Genomic DNA, 23,955 nt, shown 5'->3' on the forward strand with positions numbered 1-23,955 from the left:
GATTTACTATTCGGGTATTCAGAATTCAGCAGTCAGAATTCAGAATACTTTGAGACGATAAACCGTTCTTTCATTCTGACTCCTGACTCCTGAACTATCATGTTAACTAACCAAGCCGTTTCTCATAAGATTTTCCCACAATAAATCCATTACTTGCCCCGCCTTGCCCCCTACTTTAAGGCTGACCTTGTGATCGGCCATGGTCGGACCCAAGTTAATAATAACCAATTCACCGGCTACCGTGGGAAGGTAGTTCACCGGAGCCACTTCAAGACTTGATCCTACTACTACCAAAAGTTCGCTGGCCGAAGATTCCTTAATCGCCTCGTCAAAATCCTGCGGCATACTATCTCCGAAAAAGACACAGTCCGGCTTAAAAATTCCCCGGCAATCAGTGCACCGGGGCGGTATTTGGCCTGCAAACACTTTTTCCAGCAGGAAGTCCCAGGATATTTTCGATCCGCATTCCATACAAGTGGCAGTGCGCAGGTGCCCGTGCACCTCCAATACCCTGCTTGAACCCGCCTGCTGGTGGAGACCGTCGACATTCTGGGTGACAACGCAGGAGACCAGCCCCGTTTTCTCCAATGCCGCCAAAACCTCATGGGCCCGGTTCGGTTTGGCAGAGGTAATGGAAGCAAGATGAGGCAGCCCAAGCTGGTAAAAAACCTCGGGACGCTTAACAAACGTTTCAGCAGAAAAAGCGTATAACGGGTCAACCTTGGACCATAAACCACCCGGGCTTCTAAAATCAGGAATGCCGCTTTCTGTTGATACACCAGCCCCGGTCAGCACCACCGTTCTTTGACTGGCCAGCAATTTCTCCGCCAGCTTTGCCACCTGTTCCTGCAAGCTGCCCATCCCCAATTCCCCCCTTACATAACAATCTTACATAACAATCGAAATTTTTTCACCGCAGCCCGGGCAGGTTCCACCTGCCGGTCCATATGCCTTAACCTGATACCCTTCGCGGTCCAGCAGTAGTTGGTCACAATTGGGACAGTAGGTGCTAGAGGCTTTTAATTGGGGTGTGTTGCCTATATAAACATAGCGAAGATGCCGCCGGGCTATCTCCCTGGCTCGCAGCAGAGTTTTTTCGGGCGTTGGCGGCAAATCCATTTTATAGTTTGGAAAATAGCGCGAAAAATGCAGCGGTATATCCGGATTAAGCCCGGACAGCCAATCCGCCAGCCTTGTAATTTCTTCGGGGCCGTCGTTTAACCCCGTAACCAGCAAAGTGGTAATTTCAACGTGGCAGTGCTTGTAGGCTATTTCCACCGTTCGCTTGACCGGTTCCAACTGACCCGCGCAGGTTGAGCGGTAAAAATCTTCGGTAAAAGCTTTAACGTCAATATTCATGGCATCAATATAGGGAAGCAGAGCGTTAAGCGGCTCTTCGCTGACATAGCCGTTGGTTACCAGCACATTTTTCAGGCCGGCCTTTCGGGCCAGCTTGGCTGTATCATAAACATATTCGTACCACATAAATGGTTCCGAGTAGGTGTAAGCGAGTCCAACACAGGAGTAACCCCGTGCCTTTTGCTGCAGCGCCAGGTCCGCGGCCTGCCGGGGCGAAATGTAGGTAGTGGGGGGGTCTTCCTGGGCGATCTGCCAGTTCTGGCAAAAACCACACCTCAGGTTACACCCGACAGTACCCAGCGACAATATGTATGAACCTGGGTAAAAGTGATACAGGGGTTTTTTTTCAATGGGATCCAGGGCATAAGAGGAACATTCGCCGTAATTATTGGCGTAAAGGATCCCGTCCCGGTTCTCCCGCACCCGGCAGAAGCCTCTCTTACCCGGTTTTATATTGCAAAGCCTTGGACAAACCTTGCAATTGGCAACTCCTTGCTCACCCTTGGTATAAAAAATAACCTCACGTTTCAAGCTGAATCGCTCCCCTATCACCTGTACCGAATAACCTCGAATCTTTCCAATTGAACCGGCTCTCCAGGGTCTATACCGGCCTTTTGCATGGCAATGGCCACCTGTTCGTCAACAGTATTGACGCCTTCCAGATCCGGAAGCAGCAGCCCCCTCCTGCCGCCGGACGATACTATTACTCCGTATCTTCTGGGGTCAAGTTCATCCATACTCCGCACCGGTTCAGGATCTGACAACACATCCACGGAAATATCAAGTTCAGACAGTTCTTCAGGTTCCACCGGGTAGAAACGGGGATCCCTGGTGGCGGCACTGATAGCATTCTCCTCAATTTCTTCTATTATATTATTTCGGGTTGGGACTATAGTGCCGATGCAGCCCCTCAGCTGGCCATTTTTTTTCAGTGAAACAAACACGCCGGCCCGTCGCCCGGCAAATTCCTCCGGGGCATTTTCCCTGTTTATTTTCTTTTTACCACCTATAAAAAATTGTTCTAGCGTTTCCCGTGCTATTTTTACGGGATAGCTTTCCCCCGCCCTTTTGATCCTTGCTTTATCCACAGCCCGGCCTAAAAGCTTTTCTTCCAGGTTCCGGCTCAAGTCAGGAGTGCCGGGCTGCAGCGCAGCTACCATATAGCCAACGCCAAAGGGGCCTTCATAGGACAAAACCTCGCTTTTTACCGACACCCCGTCAAAGGCGCCAAGCATCATAATGATGGAACGCAAACCGCACTCACCGGCGCACTCCACAAAATCCGGATCCAAGTCCATTATTCCTTCTACATCTAAATCTCCAACCAGTTTTACAATCGTCCGGTCATATTCCTTACCTGAAGGATCATAGCCGGCAGGCGCGTCTTGCGTCAGGCGGTGTGACAGGTCACCGCTGGCCACCACTGCCACCTTTCTGCCCAGTTTAGCTGCTGCATCCCGGACAGCCACGCCAAAGGAGTATAACTTGCTGAAGGGCAGCATACCCATGGATACATGCACCAATGGTAAATTAACACCCGCTTCCCTGATAAAATAAAGCGGAGCGGTGATACCGTGATCCAGGCCTGGAGTCAAGTCGTAGAGGTCCGCCATATCCCGATCTATTTCTACAACCAAAACGCCTTTCTGCAAAGCAGCTGCCTTTATTTCCCGGGCCAGTTCAAGATCGTTACGCAGGACAAAACGCACCTCCCCGGCACCGAACCGGCTTAAATCACCTTTTAATTCCTTGAAAGCTGAAATGCCAATGCCGTCTGAAAATACCGTGCCGTGGGGAGTTATCATCAGTAATGTCTCCGCGCCGCTTTCTTTGATCCTTCTTCCCAACTCAAGCATGGACTTTTGAGTTTTGGCAACTTCCCGGTCCCTGCCCTGCCCTACCGCAGGCACCATAACAGGCGGGTGTGGGCATACACCACCGAATACCACAGGCATACCTTCCCGTCCACGGCTTGCGCCGTTAAACGGTTACTCAACTCCTTTCAACAATCTTCTCTGTCCTCCTGACTCCTAAGTGGTTACAGATGCTGAATAGTTACAGCTATTTTAATATTTCCATATAGTACAAAAGGTATAGCACAGATTTTATAGGGATTTATTAAATCCGTAATATAAAAAATATCCACCCAGGCCGGTTAAAAACAAACCACAGGCAATAATAATTCCACGGTACACACTCTGGCTCAAAAAGCGGCGCCCGCCGTCCACCGCCGCTGAAACCGCGCCGTACCAGACCAGGTCGGCCAGCAGGTGCCCGCTTAAAAATGCCACCAGTCCGGCTGTTCCCCGCGCCATGGAGGTAGTGATATAAGCAAGTCCCACGGTAGCCCACCACAGACTCCAGTAAGGGTTGGACAAACTCACTAAAATCCCGGCCAGTACCGGGTGCATGCCCGCGCTCTCGGCAGTTTCTTTAGCCAGCTGCAAGGAAATCTTCCCCCTTACAGCATCCCTGTACATTGTCCAGCCCAGGTAAATTAAAAAAACGCCACCCACCAGAGCTATAACTGAATGCACCCGGTCGGAAACCAAAAATGTTGCCAACCCTAAAACCAAAAATGCTACCAGCAAAATTTCAAGAATCGCATGTCCCAATACCAGCAGCGGGCCGGCTATAAAACCGCGTCTGGTGGTTTCACTAATATTTACCGTCAGTAAAGGTCCCGGCATCATCGCTCCGGAAAATCCAACCAAAAAAGCCGTAGTAAAGATAGTTACCAATTCCATTTATGTCACTCCACTAAGCATAAAAAAATATCATTAACAGCAGATTTTCTTGATTCTATTCATAAAATCCTTCCCTCATAAGGAAAATATTATAAACTTAGTTATTCTCTGCACTTGCACAAAACAGCACGGAGCAGAATATTATACAGTGGTACCACGCAGTACTGCAAACTCAACCCCCGGTTGGTCTTATAACCGGCCGGGGGTTGAGTTGTTTTGGCGCTGGAACACGGGGAATTAAGGCCCTTGAAGTTGCTGGCTACAACCTCAAGGGTTTTCAATTCCTTCCGCCGTTCTACTATGACCTATAAGAATCCAGTTCTTTTTTTGCATCAGGTGCATACTTGAAAACTTCATTAAGCTTGCTGCATGCGTAATCATTACAATCAGCGCAAGTTTTAAATTCCTTTCCTTTTGCGCATTTCCTTATCTCACACATCTGCTCACAATAGAAAGTTTTTACGCCATCCGCAAGACAACCGGTACAGTTAATATGCTCAGGAAGTACCGGAACGTTATAAGCTTTGGACCAGTCTTGGGCTACCTTGGCTCTTAACACGTCATCGTTATTTTGTGTGGCAATATATGCCTCACATTTGGTACAGTTCAAACCGCAATAAGCTATCATCAACATCCCCCATTAAATATTCCCTTACATATTTTACCATAAATTACCGCATGTTTTGGCAACCTCTTGAAAGAATGCTTGAAAAATAAAAGACGGGTTAGTTTTACTCAACCGTCAAGGCAAATATCCTTACACTTTGCTTTTAACGTAGCTCAGCAACCCACCGGCCTTTAGTATTTCCATTTGTCTCACCGATAGGCTGTGCTTTGCGGGATAGCTTTCACCCCTGGTGAGATTGTTGATTTTTATTTCATTTGCCGCCAAGTCTTCCGGCAGGTTTTCAATAACCAATTTATTGCCGGCTTCAATGCGGTGATAATCCGCCTCATCTGCAAATACCAGCGGCAGTATGCCAAAATTAACCAGGTTCTGCATATGGATCCTGGCAAAGGACTTGGCAACAACGGCTTTAATCCCGAGGTATAAAGGCGCCAGTGCCGCGTGTTCCCGGCTGGAGCCCTGGCCGTAATTCAGCCCGCCGACAATAATGCCGCCGCCGGCAGCAAGGGCCCGCCGGGCAAAGGTGGGATCCACCCTTTCAAAGCAATGCATGGATATGGCCGGAATGTTAGAGCGAAGCGCTAAAATTTTTGCTCCGGCGGGCATGATATGATCAGTAGTAATGTTATCCCCCACCTTTAGCAGTACTTCACCCGCTATCTTATCCTGTAGCTGGCTAACTGCCGGCATGGGTTTAATATTCGGACCCCGGACAAGCTCCACTTCACTGCCGCTTTCAGGCGGCGGTATAACCATTCTGTCGTCCACCGCGAATTTTTCCGGCATGTTGATCAAGATAGGCTCACCCAGCCCGCGGGGATCCGCTATTTCTCCAGCCAGTGCCGACGCCGCTGCCGTCTCGCAGCTCACCAGGTAAATCTCGGCGTCCGCGGTACCGCTACGCCCTTCAAAATTACGGTTGGAAGTGCGCAGGGATATTCCCGCTGACGGAGGCGACTGCCCCACCCCAACACAGGGTCCGCAGGCGCATTCTAAAATTCTGGCTCCGGCATCCACCATATCGGCCAGGGCGCCGTTGGCGGCCAGGCTGCGCAAAACCTGGCGGGAACCGGGCGCGATCACCAGGCTAACTTCGGGATGCACAGTTTTTCCTTTTAATATAGCGGCCACACGCATCAAATCTGTATATGAAGAGTTGGTGCAGCTGCCAATGAACACCTGGTTTACTTTACGACCTGCCACCTCCGAAACCTTGACCACGTTATCCGGCATGTGCGGCAGTGCAATCATGGGTTCAAGTGAACCCAAATCTATCTCTACGACCTCATCATAGACAGCACCGGCGTCCGGCAGCAATTCTACATAGTGTTCCTGCCTGTTTTGGGCCTTCAAAAATTCCCCGGTAACCCTGTCACTGGGGAAGATTGAAGATGTGGCACCCAGTTCGGCGCCCATATTGGCAATGGTGGCCCGCTCGGGCACGCTCAGGCAGGCAACTCCCTCACCGGTATATTCCATCACTTTGCCAACGCCGCCCTTGACGCTAAGGCGCCGCAAGACTTCCAATATTATATCCTTTGCCGCCACCCAGGGCGCCGGCCGGCCGTGCAGCCTGACATTGACGACCCCGGGCATTTTAACGTAAAACGGATAACCGGCCATAGCAGTCGCCACATCTAGTCCGCCGGCGCCAATGGCCAGCATGCCCAGCCCGCCGCTGGTAGGGGTATGGCTGTCGGAGCCCAGTAATGTTTTACCGGGCCTGCCAAACCGCTCCAGGTGGACCTGGTGACAAATGCCGTTCCCCATTCGGGAGAAATAAACACCGTATTTGGCTGCAGCACTCTGCAAAAAACGGTGATCATCGGCGTTTTCGTAGCCTACCTGCAGTGTATTATGATCAATATAACTGACTGATAGTTCAGTCTTTACTTTATCAATACCAATCGCCTCAAACTCCAGGTAGGCCATAGTACCCGTGGCATCCTGGGTGAGGGTTTGGTCTATTTTAATGGCAATCTCCTGTCCGGGAACCATTTCCCCCTCTATAAGGTGAGAGGCTATAATTTTTTGGGTTAGGTTCAAGCCCAACTGTCATCACCCTTTCGCTAAATCTAATTTCCCATAAAAGTTCTGAGGCACTGCTTACAGGCGGCTTTTAAGTGTTTGATGACTAATTCTTTTGCTTTTTGCACATCCATCCTGTCAACGGCCATCAATATTTCTTTATGCTCCTGCAAAGCTTCTAGCTTCCTGAATTTGTTGGACATGGTCATTTTTCTGAACCGGGAAACATATTCCTGCTGCGCATTGATCAGGCTGATCAGCCGCGGCATTCTGCACGAATTATTCATTACGTCATTGAAAATTTTGGATAATCTTAATAATTCCTGATCGTCATTCAGCTCGATTAATTGCTCCATTTTTTCTACCAATTCGAACAGTTTTTCCTTTTCGCCGGCAGTTATGTTTTCAATGATGAAAGCAATAGCTGTGGTTTCCAGGGCTTCACGTATGGCATAGATTTCAATGATATCATCCGCAGTTATACCCCTAACCACCAGTCCCTTGCGGGGCAGGCGGTTGACCAATCCCTCCACCTCCAGTTTCCGCAGCGCTTCCCGAACGGGGGTACGGCTTACCTTTAGCCTTTCGCCCAATTCTTTTTCCACCAGGCGATCGCCGTGTTTCAACTGTCCATCGAAGATTGCCTGCCTGAGGGTTTCGTAGACCATATCCCTGATTGTCCTGGCATTGGCCGGGTTGAATTTTTCAATATAATTTTCCATCTTCAACCCTCTCTCACTAAATGTATTTTAGGATCCCGGTATACTTTTCTGAAAATTTTATTCGACAGACACCAACAAAATACCTTTTTTAAAATTTATTTTCTCACCGGGAAGTATTCGAGAAATACTATAGAATATCATAGCTGTAAAGGTTTGTATGATATTATATCCCGTAGGTGATTACAATGGATAAATAATGCGGGGAACGCCAACACATCAGGGAGCAGCAGTTTTCTGGTTAAGGTTTTAAGCCACCCCAACCCTATTTAATTATGGTACAATAGTTTTAGTTTATAAAGCGAGGGGTTGGATATGCAAATTTCCGGTGTCATCCCGGTACTGTTAAACATTATTTTAAGCGAACAGCAAAATCCAAAACATGGTCAGCTTCCGCGAGAACTGATTGCGGCCAAAGAGACAGCCAAAGCCGCAGAGGTTTTAACCAAAGGGACAGAGCAGGAGGCGCCGGCGCAACCCCATGCGCGGGGTCATGAAGGCAGCGAACCCCTTTTGCTTCCGCTGCCGTTCAAAACCCCTCTTTACCCTGAAACCCAGTTTTATGTATTTAGAAAACGCGGGAGACAAAAAAAAGAGCAAGATGCGGCAGCCGGGGAACCAGGTGTTGTTTTCAGCCTATCCACCAATAGCCTGGGCAGTTTGTTTTTTTATCTAACAGCCAAGGAAAATACCGTTAACATTGCCTGCCATACGGAAAATGAGAAATTTGCCGCGCAGTTAGCATCGCATTCCGGCGATTTAAGGGAACAAATACAAAAAACCGGCTTTAAGCAAGTGATCTTCCGCTGTACCGTGCTTGACCCCCAAATGAAAAATCTAATGACAGGCCTTGCCAACCCCGTCATATTGGACCAAAAGGTTTGAAATGGGGCACAGATAATGAGCCCAAAAAAAACTGATTCAAAAATATCCTCTCCAAGGGATTATGCTGCCGCTCTGCGCTACGACCCGGATCGGGAGGACGCACCCCGTGTTACCGCTGCAGGCCGGGGAGAACTTGCCCAGGTTATCCGTAAATTGGCTGATGAGCATGGTATTCCGGTATACGTTGATGCAAACCTGGCCGAAACTCTCTTCAAACTGGGAATTGATACGCAAATTCCACCCCAGTTATACGAAGTGGTAGCCCAAATACTTGTGTTTGTGGCTAAAATTGACAAAAAATTACCCTAGCTACGTTATTATTGAATAAAGCGCGTTCAACCAGTTCCCTTAATGCACGCTTTTTTATACTTTTATCCTCTGTTCCGGCCATGAATTGGGGACATTCATACGTTGGGGACATTATACGTTGGGGACATTCCCCGAAGGGGTGTGTCCCCTAACCGCTAATGGCAAGGTATATTTTAAAGTATTAAAAAATTCTGGATAGCCTCCAAACGTCATTTTTCGACCCTAAACGGTCGTTTTTTAATTATGAATGGTTCTTCAGCGAATTGAGCGGTTTAATTCCAGCCGCCAATCCTATTGATTTTTACCCAATAATGCAATATCTTATATTTAACTGACTGAACGTTCAGTCATTTAATTAAACAGGATTTGGGGTATGATACCCTTTTCCCGGTAAACCCGCTCATTCCCAGGCGGGGTATAGTAAGCAAATTTTGCAGTAAAAGGAGGAACCGGAAGATGAAGCGCAGCATCAACAAGGCCGCTGTCCTCGGTGCCGGCGTAATGGGTGCGACCATTGCCGCACACCTGGCCAATGTGGGTATACCCACCTACCTGCTGGACATTGTACCAAACCAGCTGACTCCTGATGAGGAAAAAAAGGGTTTGACCCTGGAGAGCCCACAAGTTAGAAACAGATTGGCCGCAAACAGTATTCAGGCACTGCTTAAAGCCAAACCGGCGGCGTTTTACGTGCCGGAAAACGCCGCACTGTTAACACCGGGTAACTTTGAAGACAACATGAACGTACTGGCCGAATGTGATTGGATTATTGAAGTTGTCGTAGAAAGACTGGACATTAAGCAAAGCTTGTTCAAAAAAGTTGAGGCATTCCGCAAGCCCGGAACTATTGTCGCCTCCAACACCTCGGGCATATCCATCAACAAAATGTGCGAAGGCTTGTCGCAGGAATTCAAACAGCATTTCCTGGGTGCTCACTTCTTTAACCCGCCCCGTTACATGAAATTGCTGGAACTGATCCCCTGCAGCGAAACCCTGCCGGAAATTATGGAATTCATGCGCGACTTCGGCGAAAGAGTACTGGGCAAGGGTGTTGTTATTTGTAAAGATACCCCCAACTTTATTGCCAACCGGATCGGCGTTTATGGCATGTGCGCCACCATCAAAGCAATGATGGAATATGGCCTGGGCGTTGACGAAGTTGATGCTCTGACCGGGCGCGTGATGGGCAGGCCAAAGAGCGCGTCTTTCCGCACACTGGACATGGTGGGTCTGGACGTTATGCTGCACGTGGCCAAAAACGTTTACGACGTGGCCACCGACCCCAAGGAAAAAGCCGTGTTTGACCCCCCGGCGTTCCTGCAGAAAATGTTGGAAAACAAGTGGCTGGGCGATAAAACCAAGCAAGGTTTTTATAAAAAGGTAAAAACCGAAAAGGGCCGGGAAGTACTGGTCCTGGATTACAATACCATGGAATACAGGCCCAAAGAAAAGCCCAAGTTTGCTTCACTGGAAGCCGCCAAGCAAGCCGGCAAGCCGGCCAAGCAAATGAAGGCCCTGTTGTCCGGCAAGGACAAGGCTGCGGAATTCGCCTGGTCAATAACCAGGGATGCATTGGTTTATGCCGCTAACCTGCTGGGTGAAATTGCCGACGATATCCAGTCCATTGACGACGCTATGAAATGGGGCTTTAACTGGGATTTCGGCCCGTTTGAGACATGGGATTTATTAGGTGTCAAGGAAGTGGCCGACCGCATTAAGGCTGAAGGCGGCGCTGTGCCCAAAGTGGTGGAAGACCTGCTGGCTGCCGGCCGCACCAGTTTCTATGAAAAGAAAGAAGGCGCTCGCTACTGCTTTGATCAAAACACCGGGGAAGCCAAACAGGAGCGTATCCCTGAAGGCGTTATTTTCCTGGCACCGCTTAAAGAACAGAACAAGGTCATCAAATCCAACAGCGGCGCCAGCCTGATTGATATCGGCGACGGCGTGGTCTGCCTGGAATTCCACAGCAAGGCCAATTCCATCGGTGACGATATCGTCAACATGATGAATTTTGCCGTTAAGGAAGTTGAACAAAATTACGAAGGTATGGTTATCGGCAACTACGGGCAGCATTTCTCAGTGGGTGCCAACCTGTTCCTGATCTTGATGGAAGCGGAAGATGACGAGTTCGATGAACTGGACATTATGGTCGACGAGTTCCAAAAAGCCAATATGCGCCTGAAATACTGCAAAAAACCGGTTGTGGCGGCACCGCACGGCATGACTGTCGGCGGCGGTTGTGAAGTTTGCCTGCATTCTCATGTGGTTAACGCCGCCGGCGAAACTTATATGGGTCTGGTCGAAGTGGGCGTAGGACTCGTTCCCGGTGGTGGCGGCTGTAAAGAGCTGGCCTTCAGGGCAGCGGAATTAATGCCGCCCAAGAGTCAGATAGCCGTTGGCGGAGTTAACTCCGTCCAGCCCATGATCAACCGCGCCTTTGAAAACATCGCCATGGCCAAGGTGGCTACCAGCGGCCCCGAAGCGATTAAGTTTGGCTATATGCGTGAAACCGACCACGTCAGCCCCAACCGCGACAGAATTATCGGCGATGCCAAGCGCCTGGTGCTGCAAATGGCCGCCAACGGGTTTAAGCCGCTGCAGCCCAAGAAAATGAAAGCCGTGGGAAATGCCGGCTACGCCGCAATCGAACTGGGCATTCAAACCCTGCTGTGGGGCAAGCAAATCAGTGAACACGACGCCAAAATCGCCAAGAAAGTGGCCCATATCGTGACCGGCGGTGGTGTAACTCCCGGTGTTGAAGTAACCGAGCAGGATCTGTTAGACCTTGAACGTGAAGCTTTCCTGAGCCTGCTGGGAGAACCCAAGACCCTTGACCGGATGAGATATATGCTAAAGTATAACAAACCGCTGAGGAATTAAGGGGGGGTAATAAAATGCGAGAAGCTGTAATCGTAAGCGCAGTACGAACCGCGGTTGGTAAGGCGCCCCGGGGCAAGTTGAAAAACACCCGCCCGGAATACATGGGCGCCGAGGTGCTGAAGGAACTGGTTAAAAGGACGCCCGGCCTCGATCCCGTTGAAATAGAAGACGTTTTAATCGGCTGTGCTTTTCCTGAAGCAGAGCAAGGCATGAATTTCGGCCGCATGCTGGTTTTAAGAGCCGGGCTGCCGGTAGAAGTTTCCGGCGCCACGGTAAACCGTTTTTGTTCATCCGGCCTGGAAACCATCGCTATGGGGGCCACCCGGGTTATGGCCGGCTTTGCTGACGTGTATGTTTGCGGCGGCGTTGAGAGCATGAGCACGGTTCCAATGGGCGGCAACAAGACCATGCCCGACCCTGAATTGATGCAAATCTGCCCGGAAGCATACATGGGTATGGGCCTGACCGCGGAAAACGTAGCCGAGCGTTACGGCATCACCAGGGAAATGCAGGATGAGTTTTCCGTCGCCAGCCACGCCAAAGCTGCCAGGGCAATTGAAGAGGGTCGTTTTAAAGAGCAAATCGTTCCTTTAACAGTTGTAAATAAGACCCTCAAGAAGGGAAAACTTGTAGAAAGTTCCTTTATTTTTGATACAGATGAAGGCGTCAGGCCGGGAACCAATATGGAAACACTGGCCAAATTGCGCCCTGTGTTTAAGGCAGGCGGTACCGTAACTGCCGGTAACAGCTCACAGACCAGTGACGGCGCAGCCGCCGTTATGATTATGAGCCGTGAAAAGGCCGAATCCCTCGGGCTTAAACCAATGGCCGTGTTCCGCTCCTATGCTGTGGGCGGCTGCGGTCCCGAGGTTATGGGTATCGGACCCACCGTGGCCATTCCCAAAGCTTTGAAACTGGCCGGCATTACCAAGGATCAAGTGGACGTTTTTGAATTAAACGAAGCGTTTGCCGCTCAGGCTTTGGCCTGTATCAAAGTACTGGAGCTGGATCCCGCCAAGATCAACTTTAACGGCGGAGCCGTGGCTCTGGGCCACCCGCTGGGTTGCACCGGCGCCAAGCTGACCACCCAGCTGCTTTATGAAATGAAACGTCAAAACGCGCGCTACGGCGTTGTCAGCATGTGCATCGGCGGCGGCATGGGTGCAGCCGGCGTTTTTGAAATGGTTGACTAATAGTAACTACTCAGGAGTCAGAAGTCAGTATAAGAGAACGGTTTATCGTCTCGCAGTATTCAGAATTCTGACTACTTAATTCTGAATACGTGAACAGTAACGACTGGTATTAAAATAATGAAAGGGGAATACCATTATGCAAAAGGGCGCCATGTTTATTTTAGAAAACATTGACCCTGATAAGATTTTTACGCCGGAGGATTTTTCCGACGAGCATAAGATGATTGCAGATACCGTAGCCGATTTCGTGGAAAACGAAATTTTACCCAATGTGGAAGAGCTTGATCATCAAAAAGAAGGTTTAATGCGATCCATTTTGGAAAAGGCCGGTGAGCTGGGTCTTCTGTCCGCCGACATTCCTGAGGAATATGACGGCGGTGAAATGGGTAAAATCGCCGCTGCGATTATTACAGAAAACGTTTCTTTAGGCGGTTCTTTTGCGGTCAGCCACGGTGCTCATACCGGCATCGGCTCACTGCCCATCGTGCTTTTCGGTAACGAGGAGCAAAAGAAAAAATACTTGCCGGGCCTGGCGACAGGTGAATTAGTCGCCGCCTACGCGCTGACCGAGCCTATGGCCGGATCCGACGCTCTCGGTGCAAGGACCAAGGCTGTTCTTTCCGAAGACGGCAAATACTATATCCTGAACGGGGAAAAAATCTTCATCACCAACGCCGGTTTCGCAGATGTTTTTGTAACCTACGCCAAAATCGATGGCGACAAGTTCACTGCTTTTATTATTGATAGAGATACGCCAGGTTTTTCGATCGGTGCTGAAGAAAAGAAACTGGGCATCAAAGGTTCCTCCACCTGCTCTTTAATTTTTGAAGACGCTAAAGTCCCTGTGGAAAATGTTTTGGGTGAAATTGGCAAAGGTCACGTTATTGCCTTTAATATTCTTAACATCGGCCGCTATAAGCTGGGAGCCGGCGGCGTCGGTTCTTCCAAGGGAGCCCTTGGCGTAGCCGCCAAGTACGCAATGGAGCGCCAGCAGTTCGGCATGCCTATTGCCAAATTTGGTATGATTAAAAACAAGTTGGCCCAAATGGCTGCTAAAACTTATGCTTCCGAAAGTTTGGTCTACCGTTTGGTGGGCGAAATTGAAGAAGCGCTGGAAGGTAAATCTGAAGGCAAGGATATCGGGGCCGCCATTGAAGACTACGCCATCGAGTGCTCTATCGCCAAGGTGCATGCCTCTGAAACTTTAGATTACGTTACTGACGAGTGCGTGCAAATTCACGGCGGTTACGGCTACACCCAGGAGTTTCCGGCTGAGCGGTTTTACCGCGACAGCAGGATCAACAGAATTTTCGAAGGCACCAACGAAGTAAACCGTTTGATCATACCCGCCACCTTGCTGCGCCGCGGCATGAAAGGCCAGCTGCCCTTGCTCCAGGCCGCCCAGGCGTTGGCAGGCGAAGTGATGTCACTGCGGGCCAAAACTCCCACCGGTGATGAGGCCCCGTTTGAAATCGAAATGGATATGATCGACCGGGCTAAAAAACTGTTCTTGATGGTTGGTGGCACCGCTGCTCAAAAATACATGCAGAAAATCGCCAAGGAACAGGAAATCATTGAAATCATGGCTAACATGGCCATTGAAATTTACGCCATGGAAAGTGCCGTTTTACGGGCCCAAAAAGCGCTTAAAAACGATCCTGAAAATGCCGAAACCAAGGTTGAATTGGCCCTGGCTTACGTTTATGATGCGTTCCCGAAACTTGATGCCTGGGCCAAACAAGCGATGGCCTACATGTTTGAGGGCGGGGACATGCTCCGCACCAACCTCAGCATCGCCAAGCGCCTGGCTAAATACACGCCAATCAATCTTATCGGTATTCGCCAGAAGATAGCCGCCAAAGTTTTGGAAGCCGGTAAATACGTCGTATAAATAACCAAGTACCCCTCCAAGCGCCGTTCACTAAAGGGATTTGAGGGACTCAATAAGTCTTCAAATCCCGGCGGCCTTTTTTTAAAAAACCACGGGAGGAGGTGGCACATGGCAAAAAGAACCGGGGAAAAATATAATGCCATAATTGAAGCTGCCGTCAAGGTTATAGCGGAGAACGGCTACCATAGCTCCCAGGTTTCAAAAATTGCTAAAGAAGCAGGAGTGGCTGACGGCACAATCTATTTGTATTTTAAGAATAAGGAAGATGTGCTGATTTCACTCTTTCGAGCTAAAATGGGCGAATTTACTGCCAGTGCCCGCCAGGAACTAAAGAAGCTGCACAGCCCTTTTGAAAAACTTGCCAAGTTGATTGCGCTTCATTTTAGCAGACTTGAGTCGGACCGGAATTTAGCCTTGGTTTTACAAATTCAACTTAGGCAGTCGGATGCTTCCATACGTTCAGGCATCGCCGGACCTCTCAAAGAATATTTCAAAATTATAGAAGACGTTGTCGAACAAGGAGTAAGTTGTGACTACTTTAGAGATGACGTAAATCCCAAGTTGGCCCGTCAGATGATTTTCGGAACCATGGACGAAGTGGCCACATCCTGGGTTATGTCTCACAGGGAATACAGCCTTACCAATCTGATCAAGCCTGTGTATTACATGCTGGCCAGGGCGCTGGCAAAAGATGGTAATATTCACCCGTATTAAGGAAAGGGGACACACCTCTTCGAGGAATGTCCCCAATTTATGAAAGGGTACACACCTCTTCGAGGAATGTCCCCCAGTATCTAAATGTAAGCACAAAAGCCGGGTAATCTCCCGGCTTTTTTTTGTAGACTTTTACAGTACTTGCCATATAATGCATTAAATAAGTTAAGATCTTAAAAAAATAATTACGCACGCGTTTATTATTGCCATGGTAACCTGCAGCAATTACAATTGCTTATAGGAGGGAGTGATTTGTTTGGCAAATGAAAATCTAAATCTCCATACTTTGGTTCTTGGCTTAATCAGGGACGTGGACAACGCTCTGCCTTTTGAAATTATCGCACGCCGCTTAAACATCGATGAAAATACCGCAGATGAAATAATTAAAGATTTGTTATACCAAAACCTAATTCAAACCTTCCCGGACGATCTGAAAAAACCGGCCCACTGCAGGCGATACTTTATTTGCAAAGAATCTCTTAATCAGGTTAGATCCATAGTCCATGCGCAAATGACCGGGCTATCAAATTCCGGTAATTTATATTTTGCCTATGGTTCCAACCTGCACCCCGAACAAATCTATAATGACCGGTTTTCAGGCAGTCATTTTTTGATGCGGGGTGAACTCCAAGATTACCGTTTGAACTTTCCAATAGAATCAAAACAATGGTCAGGCGGCGTGGCAGGCATTACCTATTCCGAAAGTGATTCTGTCTGGGGTGCGGCTTTTTATGTTACCGGTGAGCATTGGGTGGAGCTTGACCGCCTTGAAAGTGCATCAACAAGCTTTAAGAGAATTCGTGTGCCGGTTCGAACCCATTTCGGAATTTTTTGCATGGAAAGTTATAACGCACTACCTACAGGTAATTTTCTCCCTTCCGCTAATTACCTAAACCATGTCATTACGGGCGCCGAATTCTTTGGGCTACCGCATAATTACATCAAGCGCATCAAAAACACACCCTATCTGGGCGAGCGCAAAAGATAACTAATAACAGCCTTGTAAGAAAGACTTATTGAAGGCATCTTCAAAAGAACCTCCAAGGACTACAACTTCTCCACATGCGGACAGCGCCAACCAGGATCCCTCGCATTGTACAAAAACCGGTAACTCTAAAGTCATAATAAAAACCTCCTTAAAATAATAAAGCCACCCATCAGGGTGGCTTTTAAATGTACCAGTCTAGTTATTCAGGCCAACTCCAGCTTGGGAAGGTAAAAACTATTCTGTTTAAACAACACAAAATACCCACACATGCCCATGGCGGTGCACATGAGGGTCATACCTGTACCTGTTGTGTTGTATCTGGCTGCGTTAAACAAGGTAGTTTCCTCCCTGCGGAGTTATCTTGTATACAATATAACACACACGCTTATAGTTGTAAATACTGAAATCCAGCCGCAATCAGAATCAAATGGCAGTTAATCCTGTGCTATAACACTGCTAAATCCATATCCAGGAGCATTTGCAGGTCTTCTTGCAATACTTCACCGCCGGTAGTTAAATAGTCGCCCACCATCAGGCCGTTTGCCCCGGTTAAAAAAGCAAGGGGCTGAAGGCGGCGCAGCCCCTCTTTTCTACCCCCGCAGAGGCGCAGTACCGCCCGGGGCAGCGCCAATCGAAATACGGCTATGGCCCTCAATATCCCCAAGGGGGGGATGGCCGTTTGGTTCTGCAGCGGCGTTCCTGGAATAGGGTTTAAAAAATTCAACGGCACTGAGTCAATCTGCAGCTTTTGCAATTCAATGGCCAGTTCCACCTGGTGCACCGGCGATTCGCCCAGACCCAATATTCCCCCGGCACATACCCGCAAGCCGGCTCTTCTGGCGTTTAATATGGTTTGTACCCTCTCTTGATAGGTATGAGTGCTGCAAATTTGGTCAAAATACGCGGGAGCCGCCTCCAGGTTATGGTGATATGTTGACAATCCCGCTTCGGCCAGCATGGATGCCTGCTTTTCATTAATGATACCCAGGGATGCGCACAGGCTGAGATCTGTTTCCCGGCGCAGAAGCACGATAGTTTCCAGCACTTTTTCCAGATCGCGACCGGAAATACCCCGGCCGCTGGTAACCATGGAAAAACGCCGCACCCCTGATTGCTCAACTTTAACTGCGCTGCGCAGAATTTTTTCCGGGCTGAGCATTGGGTAAATTGAAACGTTGGTGTTATGATGGGATGATTGGGCACAAAAAGCGCAGTCCTCGCTGCAGTGGCCCGAACGGGCATTGATAATGGAACACAACTCCACCTTGTTTTCAGGAAAGTAATGACGGGTAACCCTTCCCGCCAGGGCTATTAAATCGTAAATACCGGCGCCTGTCAGCTGATTAAGCTTAACCGCATCTTGTTTTTTTACCGGCACCTCAACCGTTATTTCATTATTTGATACTTTCACCAAAGGACTCCTCCTCAGTCACTTTTCTAATTGCCGTGTAGGTAATGTCTAAAAGTCGTTTCAGTTCAGAAAGGCTCATGGAAAGAATGGGCATCAGCACGATTACATTGTCCAGCGGCCTGATAATTAAACCGTTTTTTCTGGCTTCCAGGACGATGCGATGGGGGATATTGTATTTCACCGGAAAAGGCTCTTTAGTGTCCTTATTTTCCACGATTTCAATGCCTGCCATCAACCCCTTTTGACGCACTTCGCCCACGTGTTGGAGTTCGATAAATCTTTTCAAACCGGCACTCAAGAAAGCAATTTTTTCCTGCAGGCCTGCAATTAATTGATCCTTTTCAAAGAGTTCCAAATTGGCCAAAGCGGCGGCACAGGCCAACGGATTGCCGGTATAGGTATGTCCGTGATAAAAAGTTTTGCGTTCGTCTATTTCTCCCAGGAAAGCATTATATATTTCATCAGTAACCATAGTGGCCGCAAGGGGAAGGTAACCGCCGGTTATTCCTTTGGCCAGGCACATAATGTCGGGTTTTACGTTTTCGTGGTCACAGGCAAATATTTTCCCGGTACGCCCAAATCCCACGGCCACTTCGTCAGCTATGAGCAAAACATTAAACCTGGTGCAAAGTTCCCTTACTCTGGCCAGATAACCTTCAGGTGCAACCAGCATACCGGCAGCTCCCTGCACCAGTGGTTCTATTACCACCCCGGCAATTTCATGATGGTGGCAAGCCAGAAGGGACTCCATTTCTTTAACGCAGCCCATAGCGCAAGTCTCACGGTTTAAATGCAAAGGACAGCGGTAACAGTAGGGCGACGGCGCATTGACAGTTTCAAACAACAACGCTGCAAATATTTTATGAAACAAATCGATACCGCCGACGCTCACCGAACCGATAGTATCCCCGTGGTAAGCGTTGGTCAGAGAGACAAATTTACGCTTAGTCTTGTATTTTGCTTCCCCTTTTTGCTGCCAGTACTGGTAGGCGATCTTCAGTCCTATCTCCACCGCGGTAGACCCGCTATCAGAATAAAAAACCTTATTAAGACCCTCCGGGGTTATTTCCACCAATTTACGAGCCAGCAGCGTTGAAGGTACGTTGGCTTGACCCAACAGAGTGCTGTGGGCCAGTTTATCCAGTTGTTCTGTAATGGCCCGGTTTATTTCTTTTTTCTGATGCCCGTGCACAGTAACCCACAGTGAGGAGATTCCATCCAGGTACTTGTTGTTCTCTATGTCATAAAGATAGCTACCTTCCCCTTTTTCAATGATCAACGGCTTTTCCTTTTGCCATTGGCGCATTTGGGTAAACGGATGCCATACATATTGCTTGTCCCACTGTTCTAATTGTTCCGGCTTATAATAACTCACAATGATCCTCCTTTTTTAATTGGGGACATTCCTCGAAGAGGTGTGTCCCCTTTCCTAATTTTATACGTAGATTTTTAATCAGCTGGCTGGTGGTAAAACTTTCTTCCAATTAACTCCTTCCCCGACCAGCTTGGTGATCTGACCCGGGCTGTATGTATCTACATCCAAATCATCGTCATGGGGTATTATTCCAACCACGGGGACTCCGGATAACTCTTCAATCAGCCCCGGGTTTGTCTTTTCTGCCGGACCGGCCTCACTTTGGTCGAAATCATTGATAATAATTCCGGCTATTTGGATACCCCTTGACTTGGCGTACTCGACAGTCAATAATGTATGATTTACCGTTCCCAGGCCGGGCCTTGCCACGATCAAAACCGGTAGATCAAGTAATAAAGCCAAGTCGGCCATTAAAAACTTCCCTTTTATAGGTACCATGATGCCGCCGGCCCCCTCCACCAGCATAAAATCGTGTCGTTCACACAATTTCTGATAAGCCCGGCTAATTTTATCCACTTCAATGGTAACACCCGTAATTTCGGAAGCAATACGCGGAGCCAGAGGTGGTTCCAATCGATACGGGCTGACTATTTCCATAGGATCATTAATTTCCGCAACTTGCATGGCATATAAGGCGTCAATGGAAACCAGACCTCGTCCGGTTTTTTCGCTTCCTGTCTGCAAGGGCTTCATAACACCCACGTTAAATCCCTTTTGTTTAAGATTTGCCGCCAGACCGGCGGTAACGACGGTTTTACCGACGCCGGTGTCGGTGCCGGTAATAAAAAAACCGTTCATTATCATTTCCTCCCTATTTATTGGATAATTCCCAGCATTTGGCCGGCCTGCTCAAAAGCAGCCAGGGCCTGATCCAAATCATCCCGGGTGTGTGTAGCCATCACCGTAACTCTCACTCTGCTCGTTCCCTGCGGTACTGTAGGCGGCCTGATTCCCGGAGCAAATACGCCCAGGTCAAACAGATGTTGGGCCATTTGTACGGTCTTGTCTGCATCACCTATTAACACAGGTATTACAGGTGATTCTTCAGCCAAGATGGTAAAGCCCATTTGCTTCAGCCCGGACCTGAGATATTGGGCGTTAAGATGAAGCTTTTCGCGAAGCTGAGGATTTTTTTGCATAACCCTAAGCGCCGCCAGAGCAGCGGCGATTACAGAAGGGGGGAGAGATGTGGAAAAAATAAAGCTGCGCGCTTTGTTTCTCAGGTAATCAATTAAATCACGGGAACCGGCAACATAGCCTCCTGCACTACCTATTGCCTTGCTCAGGGTGCCCATTTGGATTGAAATTTTGCCTTCCAGGCCGAAATGATTGACCGAACCGGCACCACGATCACCTAATACTCCTGTGGCGTGGGCATCGTCCACCATTAACAGAGCATTGTATTTTTCTGACAACTCAACCAAACGGGGTAATGGGGCCAAGTCGCCGTCCATACTGAAAACCCCGTCTGTAACGATAAGAATACGGCGGTAACCTGAAGCTTGTTGTAATAATTTTTCAAGAGCGCCAATCTTTTTATGGGGATAAATTACGGTTTTTGCCCGGCTGAGCCGGCACCCGTCAATAATACTGGCATGATTAAGCTCATCACTGAATATGATATCCTCTTTTCCGGTCAGAGCGGTTATCGTTCCAATATTAGCCATGTAGCCGGTATTAAACACAACGGCTGATTCTGTATTTTTAAAATGAGCGATGGCTTCTTCCAATTCTTCGTGGAGCCTGAAATTACCCGTGGTTAAACGTGACCCACCCGCACCGGTGCCCCAAAGACTTATAGCGTCCTTGGCTGCCGATATCAATTCCGGATGTCCGGTAAGCCCAAGATAGTTATTGGACGATAATAAAATACACTTTTTGCCGTTAACTATTGTGCGGGAGGTCTGAGAATCATTCATTGTGTTCATGCGGCGATAAAGGTTATGCTGTATAAGATTGGATAATTCTTTTTTTAAAAATTCCATCTCCGCTATGCTCCTTTTAAAATACGCGATTGCTTCTATCTAAATTATCTCCGATGGACTGGACCAAGCTTTATTGATTATTTATGCTACTAAATATGTTTTTTGTAAATTGTAAACCATTTCGCAAAGTGTGGTTAACAACTTCTTGATAAATACTTTTTTAAATATTACCAAAGCATAAGAGTATTGTAAACCCAAAATATGATAATGGTTAACAATATGTTTAGTGTTATAAAAACAGCACTCCTTTGAAAAAAGGTGCTTTATAAATTATTGAACGCCGCAAAAACACCCGTTTTAGTGAGACTTTCTTTAAGGCGCATCACATACCTCTCCCTTATTAATCATAAAGGTCTGAATAGCTTTGTCCTTGTCTATATTGCCATCTGTCGGAGTTGCAAGTTCAGCAAAATATTTGACTATGCCGGAATAAATCGCATAGGCGAGTTTGCCCTGGTAACCCTGCTCGCACATTAATTCTTCTTCTTTGGGGTTGCTGATAAATCCTATTTCAACAATTGCCGAAGGCATTTTAGCATTACGGGTGGTATAGTAATCCACAGCCTTAGCCTGGCGGTTGGTATTTTTCATTAACCTGACCAGTTCCCCCTGGATGCATTTTGCCAGTTTGGCTCCTTCCATGGAGTTGGGCTGGTAAAACGTCTGTGCGCCGTGCTCCCTGATTCCGGACTTAAAACTATTAACGTGAATACTGATGAAAGCATCTGCGCCCCGGTCATTGGCCATGCCGACCCTTCTGGACAGATCTTGCCTTTTACGTGTAATTAAGGGCCCGCCCCCGGGATCACTTAAATCTGTATCACTTTCACGGGTCATAATTACTATAGCCCCGGCCTGACTTAATACAGCAGCCAGTTTTTTTGACATGTCCAGGGTGATTTCTTTTTCAATGGCGCCGTTTGCTCCTTTGGAACCAGGGTCTATGCCTCCATGCCCGGGATCAATAACAATTACTTTATTGGCCACCGTCCATGATAGCACTGCTACCTTCCGGTTTTCAAGCAAGTTCATTACCTTATTAAAAGCGCTTGTTAAGGCAAATAAAAAAATAGCTGCCAGTATAATATAGCGTATTTTTAATCTAAAAACTTTAATCATTTTAACCCCTCCCGGCATATTGCGGTGGCAATACACACCTTGTAAAAAAATATGCCGGCCAGCTTGTTAATATGAGAAAAGGCTTGTTTATTTAGTTTTTGTAGTAGCGTATATCTAAAATAAAAAAATTTTTTAAACTGTGACTGGAATTTGGAATAATCAACTTATTTGCCGGGAACTTTAAATTCATAAATAAATATTTTGAAAGGGTTGGTGAAATATGAAGAAAAGAAATCTGTTTACCTTATTAGTTGCCTTTCTGATTTTGACAGCTATACTGGTTTTTAGCGGTTGCTCCACTGCCGCCAGAAAACCAGCACCGCCGCCCAACACTACAACCCCCAACCAGACTGCTCCCAGCAAAAAGATGACCAGTAACAATGCTGATACTTTAAAGGCAAAGCGGATAGCCAGTGAGGCAGACAAGGTGAATGGCGTTAAAAAGGCAACTGCGGTGGTGGCGGGAAACAAAGCTTATGTGGGAATTGACATTAAGGCCAACATAGAAAAAAATAAGACCAAAGCCGTAGAGGACGCGGTGATTAAAAGAGTTAAAAATACTGAGCCTACTATTAATACCGTTTATGTTACTGCAGACGTGGATACAGTCACAAGAATCAAAAAAGTAGCCCAGGGAATATCTAAAGGAAAGCCGGTTACCAGCTTTGCCAGGGAACTAAGTGAAATTGGCAGAAGATTAACGCCCAGAACCAAGTAATATCTACATAATTGTTAAAGCCGTGTGTCAACCCACACGGCTCTTGTTTATGTATTTTATGATCATAGGAACTAAAAAAACAGGTACCAGCCAAGCAGCGGTGCCTGTTTTTATTAAAGTATTTGTAAAGTTTCGATTAACGTTTTGAGTATTGAGGTGCCCGGCGGGCTTTTTTCAGACCGTACTTGCGTCTTTCTTTCATCCTTGGGTCACGGGTAAGAAATCCCGCTTTTTTTAACACTGGACGCATGTTGGGGTCAGCAACAATCAACGCTCTGGCGATACCCATTTTAATAGCTCCAGCCTGCCCGCTGATTCCGCCACCCAACACTTTAGCAATTACGTCAAAACGGCTGCCTGTGTTAGTAAGCTCCAGCGGTTGACGTGCTATAATTTCCAGAGTTTTTCTGCCAAAATAATCATCAATATTTTTATCGTTGACCAGAAATTTGCCTTCACCGGGACGCAAGAAAACTCTTGCAACAGAATTTTTTCTCCGTCCTGTACCGTAAAATTGGACCTGAGCCACTCGATGACCCTCCTTCCGCTGCTACATTTCCCAAACTTCAGGCTGCTGGGCCTGATGGGGATGGTCGCTGCCGCGATAAATACGTAACTTAGTCGCCATGTCTCTACCCAAGGTATTATGAGGTAGCATACCGGTAACCGCTTTGTAAACAGCAAGTTCAGGTTTGGTTTGCATAAGTTTGTCATACCTGGTCTGTTTTAAACCGCCTGGATATCCGGAATGGCGATAATACATTTTTTGTTGTAATTTTTTTCCTGTTAATATTACCTTATCGGCATTAATAATTATGACATGGTCGCCAGTGTTTATATGAGGAGTATAATCGGGCTTATGTTTCCCCCTTAATATCCTGGCGGCTTCAGCCGCCAAGCGTCCCAGCACCTTGCCTTCACCGTCAATAATGTACCATTTGCGCTGAAGCTCGTTCGGCTTAGCCATAAATGTTGTTCTCATGAAATATACCTCCCGTGACAGAAA

General features: G+C 47.8%; 24 protein-coding genes. 8 read left to right on the forward strand and 16 right to left on the reverse strand.

The genetic code is table 11. From position 1 onward, the window contains the following. Positions 1-102 precede the first annotated feature (102 nt). The 7 genes from H569_RS0111960 to H569_RS0111995 form a co-directional block, all read right to left on the reverse strand. The gene (locus tag H569_RS0111960) at positions 103-861 is read right to left on the reverse strand and encodes an SIR2 family NAD-dependent protein deacylase (RefSeq protein WP_034630465.1); all 759 of its coding nucleotides are present in this window, start codon (positions 859-861) and stop codon (positions 103-105) included. Positions 862-888: 27 nt separating this feature from the next. Next, positions 889-1,890: an AmmeMemoRadiSam system radical SAM enzyme gene (gene amrS / locus H569_RS0111965; RefSeq protein ID WP_034630468.1), complete on the reverse strand. Its 1,002-nt coding sequence runs from the start codon at positions 1,888-1,890 to the stop codon at positions 889-891. Positions 1,891-1,907: 17 nt separating this feature from the next. Beyond that, a complete protein-coding gene (gene amrA, locus H569_RS0111970; RefSeq protein ID WP_027365180.1) occupies positions 1,908-3,314 on the reverse strand; it encodes an AmmeMemoRadiSam system protein A in 1,407 nt (468 codons plus the stop codon). 150 nt (positions 3,315-3,464) lie between these two features. Next, complete coding sequence (locus H569_RS0111975) at positions 3,465-4,106, reverse strand: LysE family transporter (protein ID WP_027365181.1); 642 nt, start codon at positions 4,104-4,106, stop codon at positions 3,465-3,467. A 298-nt stretch (positions 4,107-4,404) separates the two neighbouring features. Next, positions 4,405-4,734: a DUF3795 domain-containing protein gene (locus H569_RS0111985; protein WP_027365183.1), complete on the reverse strand. Its 330-nt coding sequence runs from the start codon at positions 4,732-4,734 to the stop codon at positions 4,405-4,407. 129 nt (positions 4,735-4,863) lie between these two features. After that, complete coding sequence (locus H569_RS0111990; protein ID WP_114679299.1) at positions 4,864-6,786, reverse strand: aconitate hydratase; 1,923 nt, start codon at positions 6,784-6,786, stop codon at positions 4,864-4,866. A gap of 23 nt (positions 6,787-6,809) precedes the next feature. Next, on the reverse strand, positions 6,810-7,484 hold the full coding sequence (locus tag H569_RS0111995) for a GntR family transcriptional regulator (protein WP_027365185.1): 675 nt from the start codon (positions 7,482-7,484) through the stop codon (positions 6,810-6,812). 312 nt (positions 7,485-7,796) lie between these two features. On the opposite strand from H569_RS0111995, the gene H569_RS0112000 reads away from it, so the two are divergent. From H569_RS0112000 to H569_RS0112030, 7 genes are all read left to right on the forward strand, one after another. Beyond that, the gene (locus H569_RS0112000; protein ID WP_027365186.1) at positions 7,797-8,366 is read left to right on the forward strand and encodes a flagellar hook-length control protein FliK; all 570 of its coding nucleotides are present in this window, start codon (positions 7,797-7,799) and stop codon (positions 8,364-8,366) included. Between the two features lie 15 nt (positions 8,367-8,381). Next, a complete protein-coding gene (locus tag H569_RS0112005) occupies positions 8,382-8,675 on the forward strand; it encodes an EscU/YscU/HrcU family type III secretion system export apparatus switch protein (protein ID WP_051273625.1) in 294 nt (97 codons plus the stop codon). Between the two features lie 456 nt (positions 8,676-9,131). Continuing rightward, positions 9,132-11,555, forward strand: a complete 2,424-nt coding sequence (locus H569_RS0112010) for a 3-hydroxyacyl-CoA dehydrogenase/enoyl-CoA hydratase family protein (RefSeq protein WP_027365188.1) — start codon at positions 9,132-9,134, stop codon at positions 11,553-11,555. A 14-nt stretch (positions 11,556-11,569) separates the two neighbouring features. Beyond that, positions 11,570-12,748: a thiolase family protein gene (locus H569_RS0112015; RefSeq protein WP_027365189.1), complete on the forward strand. Its 1,179-nt coding sequence runs from the start codon at positions 11,570-11,572 to the stop codon at positions 12,746-12,748. A 136-nt stretch (positions 12,749-12,884) separates the two neighbouring features. Beyond that, positions 12,885-14,639 carry an acyl-CoA dehydrogenase family protein gene (locus H569_RS0112020; RefSeq protein ID WP_027365190.1) on the forward strand — a complete coding sequence of 585 codons (1,755 nt, stop codon included), beginning with the start codon at positions 12,885-12,887 and terminating at the stop codon, positions 14,637-14,639. A gap of 108 nt (positions 14,640-14,747) precedes the next feature. Further along, positions 14,748-15,353 carry a TetR/AcrR family transcriptional regulator gene (locus H569_RS0112025; protein WP_027365191.1) on the forward strand — a complete coding sequence of 202 codons (606 nt, stop codon included), beginning with the start codon at positions 14,748-14,750 and terminating at the stop codon, positions 15,351-15,353. 256 nt (positions 15,354-15,609) lie between these two features. Continuing rightward, positions 15,610-16,341: a gamma-glutamylcyclotransferase family protein gene (locus tag H569_RS0112030; RefSeq protein WP_027365192.1), complete on the forward strand. Its 732-nt coding sequence runs from the start codon at positions 15,610-15,612 to the stop codon at positions 16,339-16,341. Here H569_RS0112030 and H569_RS23370 read toward each other — a convergent pair whose 3' ends face one another. From H569_RS23370 to cwlD, 7 genes are all read right to left on the reverse strand, one after another. After that, positions 16,342-16,476, reverse strand: coding sequence for a hypothetical protein (locus tag H569_RS23370; RefSeq protein ID WP_257720110.1), 135 nt, complete (start codon positions 16,474-16,476; stop codon positions 16,342-16,344). It lies immediately after the preceding gene. A gap of 68 nt (positions 16,477-16,544) precedes the next feature. After that, positions 16,545-16,676, reverse strand: coding sequence for a hypothetical protein (locus H569_RS23375; RefSeq protein ID WP_257720111.1), 132 nt, complete (start codon positions 16,674-16,676; stop codon positions 16,545-16,547). A 110-nt stretch (positions 16,677-16,786) separates the two neighbouring features. After that, positions 16,787-17,752 (reverse strand): biotin synthase BioB, encoded by a 966-nt coding sequence (gene bioB, locus H569_RS0112045; protein WP_238492544.1) that lies wholly within the window; start codon positions 17,750-17,752, stop codon positions 16,787-16,789. Beyond that, positions 17,736-19,127 carry an adenosylmethionine--8-amino-7-oxononanoate transaminase gene (gene bioA, locus H569_RS0112050; protein WP_034630474.1) on the reverse strand — a complete coding sequence of 464 codons (1,392 nt, stop codon included), beginning with the start codon at positions 19,125-19,127 and terminating at the stop codon, positions 17,736-17,738. The genes bioB and bioA overlap by 17 nt, the downstream gene beginning before the upstream one ends. Positions 19,128-19,205: 78 nt before the next feature. Further along, positions 19,206-19,925, reverse strand: coding sequence for a dethiobiotin synthase (gene bioD, locus H569_RS0112055; RefSeq protein WP_027365195.1), 720 nt, complete (start codon positions 19,923-19,925; stop codon positions 19,206-19,208). A gap of 17 nt (positions 19,926-19,942) precedes the next feature. Next, on the reverse strand, positions 19,943-21,112 hold the full coding sequence (bioF, locus tag H569_RS0112060) for an 8-amino-7-oxononanoate synthase (RefSeq protein ID WP_027365196.1): 1,170 nt from the start codon (positions 21,110-21,112) through the stop codon (positions 19,943-19,945). A gap of 312 nt (positions 21,113-21,424) precedes the next feature. Continuing rightward, positions 21,425-22,231, reverse strand: a complete 807-nt coding sequence (gene cwlD / locus H569_RS0112065; RefSeq protein ID WP_027365197.1) for an N-acetylmuramoyl-L-alanine amidase CwlD — start codon at positions 22,229-22,231, stop codon at positions 21,425-21,427. A 220-nt stretch (positions 22,232-22,451) separates the two neighbouring features. On the opposite strand from cwlD, the gene H569_RS0112070 reads away from it, so the two are divergent. After that, a complete protein-coding gene (locus H569_RS0112070) occupies positions 22,452-22,949 on the forward strand; it encodes a YhcN/YlaJ family sporulation lipoprotein (RefSeq protein ID WP_027365198.1) in 498 nt (165 codons plus the stop codon). 136 nt (positions 22,950-23,085) lie between these two features. On the opposite strand, the gene rpsI is transcribed toward H569_RS0112070, so the two are convergent. Then, complete coding sequence (gene rpsI, locus H569_RS0112075; RefSeq protein WP_027365199.1) at positions 23,086-23,478, reverse strand: 30S ribosomal protein S9; 393 nt, start codon at positions 23,476-23,478, stop codon at positions 23,086-23,088. A gap of 21 nt (positions 23,479-23,499) precedes the next feature. After that, positions 23,500-23,931: a 50S ribosomal protein L13 gene (gene rplM, locus H569_RS0112080; RefSeq protein ID WP_027365200.1), complete on the reverse strand. Its 432-nt coding sequence runs from the start codon at positions 23,929-23,931 to the stop codon at positions 23,500-23,502. Between the last annotated feature and the right edge of the window lie 24 nt (positions 23,932-23,955).

The organism is Desulfotruncus alcoholivorax DSM 16058 (genome assembly GCF_000430885.1).
Taxonomy (GTDB): Bacteria; Bacillota; Desulfotomaculia; order Desulfotomaculales; family Desulfallaceae; genus Desulfotruncus; species Desulfotruncus alcoholivorax.

Coding starts and splice junctions, on each gene's coding strand:
- H569_RS0111975 (WP_027365181.1), bottom strand. CDS start 4,106: ATGGAATTGGTAACTATCTTTACTACGGCTTTTTTGGTTGGATTTTCC.
- bioF (WP_027365196.1), bottom strand. CDS start 21,112: ATGGAATTTTTAAAAAAAGAATTATCCAATCTTATACAGCATAACCTT.
- H569_RS0111995 (WP_027365185.1), bottom strand. CDS start 7,484: ATGGAAAATTATATTGAAAAATTCAACCCGGCCAATGCCAGGACAATC.
- H569_RS0112010 (WP_027365188.1), top strand. CDS start 9,132: ATGAAGCGCAGCATCAACAAGGCCGCTGTCCTCGGTGCCGGCGTAATG.
- H569_RS23370 (WP_257720110.1), bottom strand. CDS start 16,476: ATGACTTTAGAGTTACCGGTTTTTGTACAATGCGAGGGATCCTGGTTG.
- H569_RS0112015 (WP_027365189.1), top strand. CDS start 11,570: ATGCGAGAAGCTGTAATCGTAAGCGCAGTACGAACCGCGGTTGGTAAG.
- H569_RS0111960 (WP_034630465.1), bottom strand. CDS start 861: ATGGGCAGCTTGCAGGAACAGGTGGCAAAGCTGGCGGAGAAATTGCTG.
- H569_RS0112000 (WP_027365186.1), top strand. CDS start 7,797: ATGCAAATTTCCGGTGTCATCCCGGTACTGTTAAACATTATTTTAAGC.
- cwlD (WP_027365197.1), bottom strand. CDS start 22,231: ATGATTAAAGTTTTTAGATTAAAAATACGCTATATTATACTGGCAGCT.
- H569_RS0111985 (WP_027365183.1), bottom strand. CDS start 4,734: ATGATAGCTTATTGCGGTTTGAACTGTACCAAATGTGAGGCATATATT.
- H569_RS0112025 (WP_027365191.1), top strand. CDS start 14,748: ATGGCAAAAAGAACCGGGGAAAAATATAATGCCATAATTGAAGCTGCC.
- amrA (WP_027365180.1), bottom strand. CDS start 3,314: ATGCCTGTGGTATTCGGTGGTGTATGCCCACACCCGCCTGTTATGGTG.
- H569_RS0112005 (WP_051273625.1), top strand. CDS start 8,382: ATGAGCCCAAAAAAAACTGATTCAAAAATATCCTCTCCAAGGGATTAT.
- H569_RS0112020 (WP_027365190.1), top strand. CDS start 12,885: ATGCAAAAGGGCGCCATGTTTATTTTAGAAAACATTGACCCTGATAAG.
- bioD (WP_027365195.1), bottom strand. CDS start 19,925: ATGAACGGTTTTTTTATTACCGGCACCGACACCGGCGTCGGTAAAACC.
- H569_RS0112070 (WP_027365198.1), top strand. CDS start 22,452: ATGAAGAAAAGAAATCTGTTTACCTTATTAGTTGCCTTTCTGATTTTG.
- rplM (WP_027365200.1), bottom strand. CDS start 23,931: ATGAGAACAACATTTATGGCTAAGCCGAACGAGCTTCAGCGCAAATGG.